At 71.6% G+C, this 12,865-nt stretch carries 12 protein-coding genes and 1 pseudogene; 8 read left to right on the plus strand and 5 right to left on the minus strand.

Annotated features, from left to right (window positions below; translation table 11 throughout):
• Positions 1-237: 237 nt before the first annotated feature.
• The 3 genes from TR49_RS11105 to TR49_RS11115 all read left to right on the plus strand — a co-directional run bounded on the left by TR49_RS11105 (position 238) and on the right by TR49_RS11115 (position 2,821).
• The gene (locus TR49_RS11105) at positions 238-1,926 is read left to right on the plus strand and encodes a penicillin-binding transpeptidase domain-containing protein (protein WP_052434194.1); all 1,689 of its coding nucleotides are present in this window, start codon (positions 238-240) and stop codon (positions 1,924-1,926) included.
• 117 nt (positions 1,927-2,043) lie between these two features.
• The gene (locus TR49_RS11110; protein WP_042380746.1) at positions 2,044-2,535 is read left to right on the plus strand and encodes a P-loop NTPase family protein; all 492 of its coding nucleotides are present in this window, start codon (positions 2,044-2,046) and stop codon (positions 2,533-2,535) included.
• Between the two features lie 58 nt (positions 2,536-2,593).
• A complete protein-coding gene (locus TR49_RS11115; protein ID WP_152627196.1) occupies positions 2,594-2,821 on the plus strand; it encodes a hypothetical protein in 228 nt (75 codons plus the stop codon).
• Between the two features lie 102 nt (positions 2,822-2,923).
• Here the strand turns inward: TR49_RS11115 and TR49_RS11120 are convergent, their stop codons facing one another.
• Positions 2,924-4,696 carry a serine/threonine-protein kinase gene (locus tag TR49_RS11120; protein ID WP_052434195.1) on the minus strand — a complete coding sequence of 591 codons (1,773 nt, stop codon included), beginning with the start codon at positions 4,694-4,696 and terminating at the stop codon, positions 2,924-2,926.
• A gap of 169 nt (positions 4,697-4,865) precedes the next feature.
• A complete protein-coding gene (locus TR49_RS11125; RefSeq protein ID WP_042380327.1) occupies positions 4,866-6,281 on the minus strand; it encodes a chitinase in 1,416 nt (471 codons plus the stop codon).
• A 277-nt stretch (positions 6,282-6,558) separates the two neighbouring features.
• Between TR49_RS11125 and TR49_RS45455 the strand changes: the two genes are divergently transcribed.
• From TR49_RS45455 to TR49_RS11135, 4 genes and pseudogenes are all read left to right on the plus strand, one after another.
• A complete protein-coding gene (locus tag TR49_RS45455; RefSeq protein ID WP_236653323.1) occupies positions 6,559-6,849 on the plus strand; it encodes a ricin-type beta-trefoil lectin domain protein in 291 nt (96 codons plus the stop codon).
• Positions 6,850-6,945: 96 nt separating this feature from the next.
• A pseudogene (locus TR49_RS46375) lies at positions 6,946-7,053 on the plus strand (RICIN domain-containing protein); the annotation flags it as partial.
• Between the two features lie 66 nt (positions 7,054-7,119).
• Positions 7,120-8,721, plus strand: a complete 1,602-nt coding sequence (locus TR49_RS11130) for a pectate lyase-like domain-containing protein (protein WP_236653324.1) — start codon at positions 7,120-7,122, stop codon at positions 8,719-8,721.
• Between the two features lie 50 nt (positions 8,722-8,771).
• Positions 8,772-9,167 (plus strand): hypothetical protein, encoded by a 396-nt coding sequence (locus tag TR49_RS11135; RefSeq protein ID WP_042380329.1) that lies wholly within the window; start codon positions 8,772-8,774, stop codon positions 9,165-9,167.
• An 11-nt stretch (positions 9,168-9,178) separates the two neighbouring features.
• On the opposite strand, the gene TR49_RS11140 is transcribed toward TR49_RS11135, so the two are convergent.
• The gene (locus TR49_RS11140; RefSeq protein ID WP_042380332.1) at positions 9,179-9,565 is read right to left on the minus strand and encodes a hypothetical protein; all 387 of its coding nucleotides are present in this window, start codon (positions 9,563-9,565) and stop codon (positions 9,179-9,181) included.
• Positions 9,566-9,808: 243 nt separating this feature from the next.
• Here TR49_RS11140 and TR49_RS11145 point away from each other — a divergent pair, with 243 nt between their 5' ends.
• Entirely contained in the window at positions 9,809-12,100 is a 2,292-nt protein-coding gene (locus tag TR49_RS11145; RefSeq protein ID WP_052434196.1) for a PP2C family protein-serine/threonine phosphatase, read from the plus strand.
• Positions 12,101-12,136: 36 nt separating this feature from the next.
• Here TR49_RS11145 and TR49_RS11150 read toward each other — a convergent pair whose 3' ends face one another.
• A complete protein-coding gene (locus tag TR49_RS11150; RefSeq protein ID WP_042380335.1) occupies positions 12,137-12,331 on the minus strand; it encodes a hypothetical protein in 195 nt (64 codons plus the stop codon).
• A 109-nt stretch (positions 12,332-12,440) separates the two neighbouring features.
• On the minus strand, positions 12,441-12,719 hold the full coding sequence (locus TR49_RS11155; protein WP_042380338.1) for a hypothetical protein: 279 nt from the start codon (positions 12,717-12,719) through the stop codon (positions 12,441-12,443).
• Positions 12,720-12,865 lie beyond the last annotated feature (146 nt).

Here is a 12,865-nt window from a genome sequence, read left to right on the forward strand (position 1 = left end):
CATGCAGGAGATGGAGGCTGCCGCCCTCTCGGCCCTGCCGATGCAGGCCGGCCCGGTCGACTGACACGCCGCGGAGCCAACATCCGGACGACGTCCGGATGTTCGTTCCCATCCTGGGCCCACCGCTGCGGTGCGGCATGTAACAGAACGTCTACAGGCCAGGGGCAGGACCGGAACATTCCCGGAGGTCACATACGATCTCCTTGCCGCCGTTCCGTCCAGCTCCTCGGGGAGATCATGCAGCGCGACCTCGACACGCCCACCTGGTCGGGGAACCAGCCCGTCGGGCCGGAGCCCACGCCGCCGGGCCGGAACCGGAAGTGGCTGATCGCCGCGGTGGCCGGGGTCGCCCTCGTCGGGGCGGGCAGCGCGGCCGTCTACGCCTACGCGGGCTCCTCGAAGTCGACGTCCGGCCCCGACGCGCAGAAGCACGTGCCGGTGATCACCACGCCGACCGTCGCGCAGGCCACGGCCGCGACCCAGCACTTCCTCACCTCCTGGGCCGCCGCGGACCTGAACGGGGCCGCACAGACCACCGACCAGCCCTCGTCCGCGCAGTCCGCGCTCGGGACCTTCGCCTCCGGCCTGCACGCGTCCAAGATCGCCTTCACCGGCGTGGCCGCAGGCCCCGCGGACCCGGCCGTGGCCCACGCGCTGCGCACCACCTTCCACACCACCGCGACGCTCACCGGCGGCGGCAGCTTCGCGTATGCGGGCTCCGCGGACGTGCTGGTCGTCGATGGCAAGCCGGAGGTGCACTGGGCGCCGTCCGTGCTGTACCCCGGACTGAAGCCCGGCCAGACGCTGGCCTTCGGCAGCATCCCGGCCACCACCGCCAAGGTCGTCGACCGCCACGGCGCCGCGCTGACCGGCCAGACCTTCCCCTCCCTGGCCGGCGTCATCAGCGAGCTGCAGACCCGCGACGCGGGCAAGGCCACGCGCACCAAGGGCCAGGGCGTGGAGATCGCCGACGCGAGCGGCAAGACCGTCAAGGTCCTGCACGTCGTCCAGCCCGCCGTGGCGGGCACGATCCGGACCACCCTCGACGCCGGTCTGGAGGTTGCGGCCCAGAAGGCGGTCAAGGACTCCCACATCGGCACCATGCCCTCGGACGTGGTGGCGATCGACTACACCACCGGCGAGATCCGCGCGATGGCCTTCCGCGGCGGCGACGCGGCCTTCAACGGCGCGGCAGCGCCCGGCTCCACCATGAAGATGATCACCTCGGCCACGCTCTTCGACAAGGCCGGGATGCGTCCCTCCGACAAGTCCGCGTGCGTGAAGCAGACCGTGATCAACGGTCAGACCTTCCACAACTTCCAGAACGAGAGCGACCCCAACGCGGACCTCACCAAGGACTTCGCGATCTCCTGCAACACCGGGTTCATCGACGCGGCGACCAAGAACCTGCACTCCGGTGACCTGCGCGAGGAGGCCCGCGACGTCTTCGGCATCGGCGACTGGAACATCGGCGTGCCCACCACCGACGGCAACGTGCCCGACGAGAAGGGCAGCACGAACCAGATCGCGGCCCAGTCCATCGGGCAGGGCCAGGTCACGATGAACACCCTCGCCATGGCCTCCGTCGCCGCGACCATCGCGGACGGCGCGTTCCACCAGCCGATCATCGTCCCGGGCCTGCCCCAGCAGGCGGCCGCCCGCCCGATCTCCGTCGCCACCGCGACCGCGCTGCGCCAGATGATGACCGTCACGGCCAACGCGCCCTACGGCACCGCCGAGCCCCGCATGACCGGCATCCCCGGCGGCGCCAAGACCGGCACCGCCGAGACGGCGAAGGGCACCAACGGCTGGTTCGCGGCCTACGACACCACCAACCACCTCGCCGTCGACGCCCTCGTCATCGGCGGCAAGGAAGGCGTCCTCTCGGCCGGCTACGTCGCCCGCGACGTCCTGACGGCCGGCTGACCACCGAACCCGCGTGCGCGGGCCGGGGCTGAAGCCGCCGTACGCACGGCAGACGGCCCTGGGCCCCGGCACCGCTCGCGCGTGATCCGGTGCGGCCTTTCTGGCAGCATGGCGACCATGGAGCGTGTCGTCATCCTCGGCCGTGGCGGCTCAGGGAAGTCAACCCTGGCAGCCATGCTCGGCACGGTTACCGGCCTTCCCGTCATCGAGCTCGACAAGCACTTCTGGGGACCGGGCCTTGAAGCGACTCCACCCGAGGAGTGGGCCACCGTCCAGGGTGAGCTCGCCCGGGCGGACCGATGGATCATGGACGGCGATCTCGGCCCCTACGACGTCCTCGACATCCGCCTGCGGCGAGCCGACACCGTCATCCTGCTCGACTATTCATTCTGGCCCTGCGCCTGGCGAGCCGTGCGCCGCTCACGGGAGCGGCTCGATTTCTGGCTCTGGCTCTGGTCATGGCGGCGTCGGAGTCTGCCGCTTCTGCTGAAAGCAGTCGCCGGTCCGGCCGGTGACGCCACGCTGCACGTGCTCCCGAACCCCCGCGCAGCAGCAGCCTTCATTGCGGTGGTCAAGGCTCGCCAGGAGGCAGAGGCAGGCACTTCATGACGACAGCAGCCTCGCCGGTTGGCCTGAGCTGGTGATCGAACTCAGGGAACCGATGGCCGTGGCGGAGATCCGCTGGCTGCCGGAATCGCAGGGCGGCCGCGACTCGGGCCCACCGACCGCACCCGTCTACGCGGCGACGGCCACGTTCCCAGGTTCCAGCGCGGCGCTTCACAGCATCCTGGTGCAGCACACCGGTTTCCTGCCTGACGGCTTGGCTCGCGCCAACATCGGCTTCTCGTCCCCGAGCTGGCCGGACCGCATCTCTGCGTCGGAAGTGAACTCCTGATCACTGAAGGCCCCACGATCGTCGCTCACGCTGTCATCTGCGACTTGCTGCCCACCCGGGGCTCGCAGATCTGACACGGCAGCAGTTCCTTCGCGGCACGCCTCAGTACGGGGTCGCGCTGCAGATGGACTGGGACCAGGGCGAGACGCCGTGCGAGTTGACGGCGCGGAGCCAGAGGCAGATGTCGTCGCCGGACATCTGCGAGCTGATGGTGCGGCTGCTCGCGTCGCCCGCGGAGATGACGGTGTCCGTCTTGTCGTTGGGGTTGCCCTTGCCGTCGTTCGTGTAGTGGATCTGATAGCTGGTCGCGCCCGCGACCTGGGTCCACTTCACCAGGAGCGGGTACTGGCAGCTGCCGAAGCAGTAGCCCTGGAAGTACGCGCTCCAGGCCGTGACCGTACCCGGCGCGGAGCCGGACGGCGGGTGGGTCTGGCTGCCGGAGCCTGAGCCGCCGGAACCCGAGCCGCCCGAGCCGGAGCCGCCGCCGTTGCCTGCCGAGGCGCCCTCCGAGGCGCCGTGCGTGGTGCCGGAGGAGCCGCCCGCGGCATGGCCGTTCGTGCCGGGGCCGGCGCCGGTGCCGCCGGTGCTGGGGGATGCCGTCGGGGTGAGGGACGGCCGCGCGGTCGCGGAGGTGGACGCTCCGGCGGACGCGGTCGGCGGGAGGGCGCCGACGGGAGCCGAGGTGAGGGCGGAGGCGGAGGCCGACGGGCTGCCGCCCGCGCTCGCCGACGGCGAGGAGACGCCGGGCACCAGCTCCACCGCGACCGTCGCGCCGGTGGCCAGCACGACCGGCAGCATCACGAAGAGCAGCCGCGAGCGGCGGCGCGGACGCTCGGCGGACCCGCCCATGCGTACGAACGTGGTGTCGCCGACCTGCCCGGCCACCTCGGCCGCCTGCGGCACCTCCGCCACGGCCGGGAGCGGGATCTCCGGTGCTTCGAGTCGAGCGAAGGCCGAGCGCCGCTCCAGGGCCTGCATCACCGCCTGCGGCCAACCGGGCTGCGGCGCACCGCACTTCTGGCGGCCCAGCTGGTGCAGCCGGTCCGCACTGGGCCGGGCGAGCGGGTTCTTGTCCAGGCAGGCGGCGACGACCTCGGCCAGCTCCGCGTCGAGCGCCCGCAGTCGCTCCAGATCCGGCTCGGTGTGCACGATGCGGTAGAGCAGGTCCACGCCCGAGCCCTCGCCGAACGGCGGCTCGCCGGACGCCGCGTACGCGATCAGCGCGCCCAGCGCCCACACGTCCGTCGCGCCGGTGAAGTGCTTGGAGCCGTTGGCCTGTTCCGGGGACATGTAGGCGGGCGTGCCCAGCATCATCCCGGTGCGGGTCAGCCGGCTCTGGTCGGCCGCGCGGGCCACGCCGAAGTCGATGAGGGTGACGCCCTCCTCGGTGAGCATCACGTTCGACGGCTTGAGGTCCCGGTGCACCATGTCGAGCGCATGGACGGCCTTGAGTCCGGCGGCCGTCTCGCGCAGCAGCAGCCACAGCACCGGGACGGACAGCGAGCCGCCGTGCAGTTCGATGACCTGGCTGAGGGTCAGGCCCGGGATGTAGGCGGTGGCGAACCACGGCGGGCGCCCCGCGCGTTCGCTGGCCAGCAGCGGCGCGCTGACCTCCGCCGGAAGCCGGCCGAGGTTGTCCAGCTCGTGGCCGAAGTGGCGCAGGAAGTCCTGGTCCTCGGCGAAGGCGGGCAGCACCTGCTTGACGGCGGCGTAGCGGCCCTCGAACACCCCGAGGTAGACGCGGCCCATGCCGCCGGAGCCGAGCCGGCCCAGCAACGGGATTCCGCCGATCACGCGCGGGTCCTCCGCCTCGAGCGGTACGGCCCCGCTCCCGGAGAGGTCGAACCGCGTCTCCCCGTTCCCCGTTTCAGCCACGCAGCGTGCTCTCGCAATCCAGGACGGACAACCGACCTCGCAGACTCGGCCGCGCCCCCGAGGGCACGACAAGAACGGCCAGTTGCGGTTGTGTCAGCTGGCCGTTCCTGCCAAGTCTTGCACGAAGCGATGCGGTGCCGCTGTGATCCCGACAAGGGGAGCGGGGGATTCAGCTGGGCAGGGTCCACTGTTGGTTGGCGTTGCCGGAGCAGGTCCAGATCTGGGTCTGGGTGCCGGGGGTGGTGGACCAGTTGGTGTCGTCCAGGCACTTGCCCGACTGGGGGTTCAGCAGGGAGCCGTTGGCCTGCGGCTGCCAGATCTGGGCGCCGGTGCCGTTGCAGTCGTACAGGTCCACGGTCGTGCCGTCGGCGGTGCCGGCGGCGTTCACGTCCAGGCACTTGCCCAGCACCCGCAGCGTCCCGTCCGAGCCAGGAGTCCACTGCTGTGCGGCGGTCCCGTTGCACGTGTACACCTGCACCGGGTTGAAGTTCGCCGTCGAGGCGGACCGGTCGTCCAGACACAGACCCTGATACCCCGTCACCTGACCGGTGTGGCTGCCGCCGCCACCGCTGGAGCCGCCGGTGAGGGCGTTGAAGGTGGAGGCGAACTGGTACGTGCTCTGCTGGGTGCCGCTGCACGTGTCGGAGTAGGTGCCGACGGAGGCGCAGGCCTGGTCGCGGCCGAGGGACCAGTAGGAGAGCTCCTGGATCCCGTTGGCCTGGGCGAAGCTCTCCAGGCTGGAGGCGTCGCCGGTGGTGAAGACCTCGTTGGTGGAGTCGTTGACGCCGAGCATCGGCGTGTTGCCCTCCATGGCCCACAGTTGGGCGGAGCTCTTGCCGGTCCAGATCTGGCCGAGCTGGCTGTGCAGGCCCTGCGCGGCGCTGATCGCCGCCTGACCCATCTCCTCGTTGGGGCCGTAGTCCATGGTCATGATGTTGACCAGGTTGACGTTCACCCCGTGGCTCTTGGCGTTGTTCAGCAGGCTGAGCGCGTCGGACTCCAGGCCGGTGGTGTCGACCGGCAGCGTGTAGTCGACGGTGAGAGTGCGGCCCTGCGAGGCGTAGTACGACTGGAGGTTGGCCAGCGCTTGGTTGCGGCGGTCGTTGGCGGCCGTGTCGTCCAGGGTGGCCCCTTCGACGTCCAGGTCGATCCGGGTCAGGTTCAGCGTGTCGACGACGCGCTGGTACTGGGCCTGGAGGGACGCCACCGAGGTGCAGGCCTCGGCGAGTTCGGTGCCGGAGGCGCCGCCGAAGGAGACGATGGCGTCCCCGCCCGAGGCACGCAGCGTGTTGACCGCGCCGGTCCAGCCGGAGTCGCTGATCGCGGTGTCGCCGTTGAAGGTGGCGTTGCAGCTGCCGTTGCCGTTGATGACGAAGGCGAGCGTGTAGTACTTCAGGCCCGTCGCCGACTCCGCCGCCGCGATGGCGCCCGGGGAGTTCCAGGTCTCCACGTAGGGCGCGGCGTAGTGGGCGGGGAAGCCGGGGCCGGGGTTGGCCGCGGCGTGTGCCGTCGGCGCGGCGAGCAGCATCGCTGACGCGGCGGTCAGCAGTACGGCGGACGGTGCGCAGGCATGCCGAAGACGCATGGGGACTCCGTGGGGTGGGGCCGGAACGTGGGGGAGCGGCCGGACGACGGGAGTCAACTAGAGGTCATGACAGGGCGTCAAGAGAGAACATTAGTAAACCTTCCTGACGAACTGTGCGGCCAGGAGTCGGATGTGCACATCCGTCATGTCTGACCTCTGTCTTCGAGTTCTGATCACAGGAGAGCGTTCTCTCAAATTCTGCACGTGCATTGACGTTGCCATGACTTCAAGAGTTCAATCAGCGAGCTTCCACCAACCCCCACCGAGAGGTCTCGCCATGCTGTCTTCCCGCGGGCGTCCACGCGGCCGCCGCCCCGTGATCGTGGCCGCCGCTGCCCTGCTCCAACTCCCGCTCGGGGCCGTCGCCCTGCACCCCGCCGCCGCGGCCGCGCCGGGCGGGACGGGTCAGGTGACGGGGTATCAGGGTCTGTGTCTGGACGACCGGTCCGCCTCGACGGCGAACTTCAACCCGGTGCAGGTGTACACGTGCAACGGGACCGCCGCACAGCAGTGGACTCCTGGCTTCGGACGGGACGCTGGCGGGTGCTGGGCAAGTGCCTGGACGTGAACGCCGCCGGCACCGCCGACGGCACGACCGTGGACCTGTACGACTGCAACGGCACCGGCGCCCAGGATCTGGCAGCCGCAGGCCAACGGCTCCCTGCTGAACCCCCAGTCGGGCAAGTGCCTGGACGACACCAACTGGTCCACCACCCCCGGCACCCAGACCCAGATCTGGACCTGCTCCGGCAACGCAAACCAACAGTGGACCCTGCCCACCGGGACGACGTCGGGCAGCAACCCCTTCGGCCCCAACGTGCTGGTCTTCGACCCCTCCATGTCCGCTGCCACCATCCAGAGCCAACTGGACTCCGTCTACAGCCAGCAGCAGTCCAACCAGTTCGGCACCAGCCGCTACGCGCTGCTGTTCAAGCCGGGCAGCTACAACGTCAACGTCAACGTCGGCTTCTACACCCAGGTCCTCGGGCTCGGTCAGTCGCCCGACGCGACGACCATCACCGGCGGCGGCGTCCACGCCGACGCGCAGTGGAACGGCGGCAACGCCACCGAGAACTTCTGGCGCGGCGTGGAGAACCTGGACATCGACCCCAGCTCCGGCAGCACCGAGTGGGCCGTCTCGCAGGCCTCGCCGATGCGCCGGGTGCACATCCAGGGCAACGTCGTCCTCGACGACAACGGCGGCTGGTCCAGCGGCGGCTTCCTGGGCGACGCCAAGGTCGACGGGCAGGTCAACTCCGGCAGCCAGCAGCAGTGGCTCTCCCGCAACGACGAGCTCGGCAGCTGGACCGGCTCCAACTGGAACATGGTCTTCGTCGGCGACACCGGAGCGCCCGCGCAGAGCTTCCCCAAGCCGCCCGACACCACCGTCGGGCAGACGCCGACCAGCGTGGAGAAGCCCAGCCTCTACGTCGACGGCTCCGGCAACTACAACGTCTTCGTGCCCGCCCCGCGCAGCGACTCCACCGGCACGGACTGGAGCAACGGCCGGACCCCGCCCGGTACCTCGCTGCCGCTCAGTGCCTTCTACATCGCCACCCCGTCGGACACCTCCACGACGCTGAACGCGGCGCTGGCCCAGGGCAAGAACCTCATCTTCACCCCGGGCGTCTACCAGCTGAGCTCCACGCTCCACATCACCCGCGCCGACACCGTCGTCCTCGGTCTCGGTCTCGCGACGCTGGTGGCGGACAACGGCGCGACCGCGATCAGCACCGACGACGTGGGCGGCGTTCGCATCGCCGGATTGGTCGTCGACGCGGGCACCGCCAACTCGCCCTCGCTGATGCAGATCGGCCCGGCCGGCGCCTCCGCCGACCACGCGGCCGACCCGAACGTGCTCTCCGACGTGTACTTCCGCGTCGGCGGCGCGACCCTCGGCAAGGCGACCCAGACGCTGCAGGTCAACGCGAACAACACCATCGGCGACGACCTGTGGCTGTGGCGCGCGGACCACGGCAACGGCGTCGGCTGGACCAGCAACACCGCGAACAACGGCCTGGTCGTCAACGGCAACGACGTGACGATGTACGGGCTCGCCGTCGAGCACTACCAGCAGTACCAGGTGCGGTGGAACGGCAACGGCGGCCGGACCTACTTCTACCAGTCCGAGATGCCCTACGACCCGCCGAACCAGGCCTCCTGGATGAACGGGAGCAGCGACGGCTGGGCCTCCTACGAGGTCGCCCCCGGCGTCACCGACCACCAGGCCTACGGCCTCGGCGTCTACTGCTACTTCAACGCCAACCCGAGCGAGGTCGCCGACCACGCCATCGAGGTGCCGAGCACCTCGGGCGTCGCCCTCCACGACTCGATGGACGTCTCCCTCGGCGGCACCGGCACCATCGACCACATCGTCAACGGAAGCGGCGCGACGGTGAACAGCGGCAGCACCGTCGCCGACCTGACGTCGTACCCCTGAACGGCCAGACTGGAGGGGTATGGCGAGGTCGGTGAGGCGGTGGTGAGGAGATGGCGCGGCTCACGGTCGACGACGACGCGCTCGTGCTCGTCCCGGGCCTGCGGGACAGGCTGGCGACCCGGGTCGGGAAGCTGCGGGTGCCGCTGGCCTGCGTGGTGAAGGCCGAGGTCCTCGCGGAGCCGTGGCGCTGCCTGCGCGGGCGGCGCGAACACGGACTGGACGTGCCCGACGTGGCGTGGAAGGGCGTGTGGCGGCATCCCGGCGGACGGGACCTGATCCTGGTGCGGCCCGAGCACGGGCCGTGCGTGCAGGTCGACCTGCGGGCCCCGGCGGACTTCGCACGGATCGCCGTGACCGTCTCCGATCCGCAGGCCGTCGTGGAGCGGCTGCGCTCGGCCCTGGGCGCGTGGGAGGTGCGGCAGGCGGCGGCGCGTCACGCGGCCTGAGCCCACAGGCCCTACCGCGAGGGCGGCCGTTCGACGAGGGTGTAGCGGGCCGGTTCGCCCGCGGCCAGAACCCGGCCGAAGCCCCAGTCGGCGTCCCCGGCCGCGCAGGCGGCAACCGTGACGTAGCGGGTTCGGGCGGCCCAGTCGCCCGTGTCGGCGAGGTCGCCGGTGACGTCGAGACGGTGGACGCGCGTCTCCTCCACGGGCGGGAGGTAGACCGGCGCGCAGTCGTACAGCTGCGCCCGGAACACCTGACCGCCGGGAGTGATCCGCACCGAGCCGACGGCGGCCAGGCCGAGCGCGGCCGGGCTCCAGGCGGTCAGTCCGGTGTCGTCGAGCCGCCGCGAGGCGCCCCGGAATCCGGGTTCCTGGTAGAGGACGACACCGGGCTCGTCCATGGGCTCTCCCCTTTCGGGACTCCGGGATTCCGGGGCTTGGGGCTTCGCGACCGCGGGAATCCGGGACTCCGGGATGTTCGTCAGTTCGCGACCCGTCCTGCGCATGACCGCGCCGGGCGCGGGCAAACGCACGTCGGTGGTGTCCGGGCACCCACGGAGGGGTCGCCCGGGCAGACGCGGAGGAGACTGGAAGGAGCGCGTGCGAGCAGGCCGCAGGCCAGCCGAGGAGGGGGAGGAGGCGCGATGGATCGGGACGGCGGTTCCCCGCACGGACCCGGCGCGGAAGACGTCGGCAGGCTCGCCATCAGGGCCTCTCTCGATCTCGCCGAGGAGCTCACCCGTACTGAGGGCCGGCATCTGCTCGATGTCGCCATCGGTGTGCTGGTCGCCCAGCAGGCGGTGGAGCCTTCGGTCGCGGCCGAGTCCCTCGAACGGCTGGCGGCCGGCGCCGGGCTCACCCCTGCGGATCTGGCCGCCGACATCATCAACGCCGCCTGCGGCGCGGAGGTCGAGCAGCCCGGACAGCGCACACCCGCGCTGCCCGGGCCCCGCGTCCGACGACAGGTCGCCAGCGCTGCCGAGGCCGGTGTCGACCTGGACGAGGTCGCCGCGACCGTGCTCGAGGAGCTGCGGCCGCTCGGCGTCCGCGGGTTGCTGCTGTGGCGTCGCACGGCCAGCGACTGCCTGCGTCTCGTCGCCGCGGCGGGGTTCTCGCCCCTCGAGCGTGCGCAGTGGGCGCAGATCCCGCCGCAGTGGCGGGCGCTGCCGCAGCAGGTGCTCTCGGACGAGGCCCCGCGCTGGCTGCCGGGGGGCGTCGCCGACGCACGCGAGCTGCCGGGACCCGACCGCGAGGCGGCGCGTGCCCTGCTGCCGCTGCGGTTCGAGGGCCGTTCGGCGGGGGTGGCCCTGCTCACCTGGTGCGAGCCGCGGGAGCTGGACCTCGAGCTGCGGCGCCGGGTCGTCAGCCTGCTGGAGGTGCTGGCCCGCGTGCTCGCCGGTTTCGAGCACCTCACCGATCCGGGAGCCACGCTGCCGGTGCTGTCCGCCGCCCTCGACCTGCTGGCGGAGCCGGCCATGACCCTGCGTCGCAGCAAGGGCGCGGTCGACGGCGAGGAGCCGCCGCTCTACGTCGAGCACATGAACGCGGCCGCACACCGGATGAGCAGCGGCGTGCCGAGGCCGGTCGGCCGCCCGCTGGCACACGTCCTGCCGGCCACGGCCGACGACCTGTCCGCGCTGGTCGCCGACGCGTACCGGCAGGGGGCCGTCAGACGCGCCGAGCGACTGCCGACGGTGCGGCAGCGCGACGGCGCCACGGTGCCGCCGATGCTCAACGTCCGGGTGCTCGCGGTGTCGTCCGACCGCTGCGTCGTTCTGTGGCATCCCGAGGGCCGCGACCACACCTTCTCCGTCCTCAAGCGGGCGGGCCGCCTCGGCTCCCTCGCCGCCTTCGAGGACGACACCGCGCGCGGCATCACCCAGTGGAGCGAGCAGGTCGCGCCGCTGCTCGGCCTGCCCCACGACGCGGAGCCCGTCTCGCTGGAGCGGATCGCCGGCCTGCTCGTCGCCGACGACCGGAGCGTGCTGACACACATGCTGGAGGCGCTGACCAGGCGACTCGAAGGCGTGAGCGGGGTGCTGCGGGTGCCGCGGCCCGACGGCGGGGTGCGGCATGTCCGGCTGATCGCCGAGCCGCTGCTCACCCACGGCACCCTGACCGGCCTGACCGGCTTCTTCCAGGACGTCTCCCAGCAGCATCAGACGCAGGCGGCGCTCGCCGCCACGTTCGACGCCCTCGGCTCGGTGCAGGAGCAGGCGGCGATCCGCCACCGTCTTGCGCTCCAGCTGCAGCAGGCGATCGTCCCCGAGCAGTCGGACCTCGGGGCCTTCGACGGCCTGCAGGTCGCCGCCCGCTACCGGCCCGCGGCGGAGGAGTACCGGGTCGGCGGCGACTGGTACGACGTGCTGAGCCTGCCCGACGGACGGGTGATGATCGCGGTGGGCGACGTCGCCGGCCACGGCATCGACGCGGCGACCGGCATGGTCGCGCTCCGCAACGCCCTGCGCGGGCTGGCCTGCTCCGGCGACGAGCCCGGCCCTCTGATGCACACCCTCAACGAGGTGGCGCTGCGCACCAGCGGCCGTCCGACGGCCACGGCCCTGTTCGCCCACTACGACCCTGCCGACCGGTCGCTGCACTGGACCAGCGCCGGCCACCTGCCCGCGCTCCTGCTGCGCGACGGCCGGGCCCGGCTGCTCGAGTCCGCGCCCAACCTGCTGCTCGGCGCCGTAGCGCAGACCCACTACGCGGAGTCACGGATGGCCCTGCACTCGGGCGACCTGCTGCTGCTCTTCACCGACGGACTGATCGAGCGTCGTCATGCCTCCCTCGACGACGCCCTCGCGCTGCTCGCCCACTCCGTCGAGGCTCTGGAGCCGGGCTCCGACCTGGAGGCCCAGGCGGACGCGCTCGTGGCGACGGCTGTCGGCGACACCGACGACGACGCCAGCCTGGTGCTGGTCCGGCTCGACTGAGCGGCTGTCGGCGCGGCCGGACCGAGCGGTCCGGCCTCACTCGCCCTGTGGCGCCCCGCCGCCCGCGTCGTCGAAGGGACCGTGGTCCGGACCCTCCAACGAGGGCCAGGTCCACGCCTTCTCCCGCAGGTGGCGCAGGGCGGAATCCATCTCCTCCCGAAGCCGCCGTGCTGCGGCGTCCAAGGAGTCGTCGCCGGCCCGGTCGGAAGCCCGATGGCTGTGGGCGTTCACCCCCGTCGCTCCTCTCACCCGTTCACGCGTCGCATCGCGCGAGCGTCTACCCGGCTCTTCCGGAGCCATGCCTGTCTCCTGTCACAGCTCACGGCGGAGCCCGGCCCACTCATCCGGCCGGGGCGCTGCGCTGCAGGATGCCGTGGTCCTCGTCCCACGCCGCCGTCGCCGCCGGGGACCCGGCCGCCTCGCCGTCCCAGACGCGGACCTCGACCCGGTACGGCATGGGCCGTTCCTGCACCCAGCGTCCCTGGAGCTCCGCGAAGAGATGCTGGTTCGCACAGCCCTGGGCGGTGGCGAACGATTCCTCGTCCGTGGTCGGGGCCAGGACCCGGACCGCGTCGCTGACGCGTTCCTCGGTGATGCGCACCTCGCTGTGATACGTCATGGTCGCGACCTCCGATCGACGTCCTCGGTGTTCCCGGGCTACTGCCCCGGAACACCCGTCGCACACGTTTCTGGTCGAAGCCGTGTTTGAGGCGGCGGATCCGGGTGAGAAGCAGAGCGCACCGCCCCGCGGCTCACCGGTGGCCA

The organism is Streptacidiphilus melanogenes, from assembly GCF_000787835.1.
GTDB lineage: Bacteria > Actinomycetota > Actinomycetes > Streptomycetales > Streptomycetaceae > Streptacidiphilus > Streptacidiphilus melanogenes.

Excerpts from the sequence above, each read along its gene's own strand:
- TR49_RS11145 (WP_052434196.1), top strand. The coding sequence starts at position 9,809 with ATGGATCGGGACGGCGGTTCCCCGCACGGACCCGGCGCGGAAGACGTC.
- TR49_RS11130 (WP_236653324.1), top strand. The coding sequence starts at position 7,120 with ATGTCCGCTGCCACCATCCAGAGCCAACTGGACTCCGTCTACAGCCAG.
- TR49_RS45455 (WP_236653323.1), top strand. The coding sequence starts at position 6,559 with ATGCTGTCTTCCCGCGGGCGTCCACGCGGCCGCCGCCCCGTGATCGTG.
- TR49_RS11155 (WP_042380338.1), bottom strand. The coding sequence starts at position 12,719 with ATGACGTATCACAGCGAGGTGCGCATCACCGAGGAACGCGTCAGCGAC.
- TR49_RS11105 (WP_052434194.1), top strand. The coding sequence starts at position 238 with ATGCAGCGCGACCTCGACACGCCCACCTGGTCGGGGAACCAGCCCGTC.
- TR49_RS11135 (WP_042380329.1), top strand. The coding sequence starts at position 8,772 with ATGGCGCGGCTCACGGTCGACGACGACGCGCTCGTGCTCGTCCCGGGC.
- TR49_RS11110 (WP_042380746.1), top strand. The coding sequence starts at position 2,044 with ATGGAGCGTGTCGTCATCCTCGGCCGTGGCGGCTCAGGGAAGTCAACC.
- TR49_RS11125 (WP_042380327.1), bottom strand. The coding sequence starts at position 6,281 with ATGCGTCTTCGGCATGCCTGCGCACCGTCCGCCGTACTGCTGACCGCC.
- TR49_RS11140 (WP_042380332.1), bottom strand. The coding sequence starts at position 9,565 with ATGGACGAGCCCGGTGTCGTCCTCTACCAGGAACCCGGATTCCGGGGC.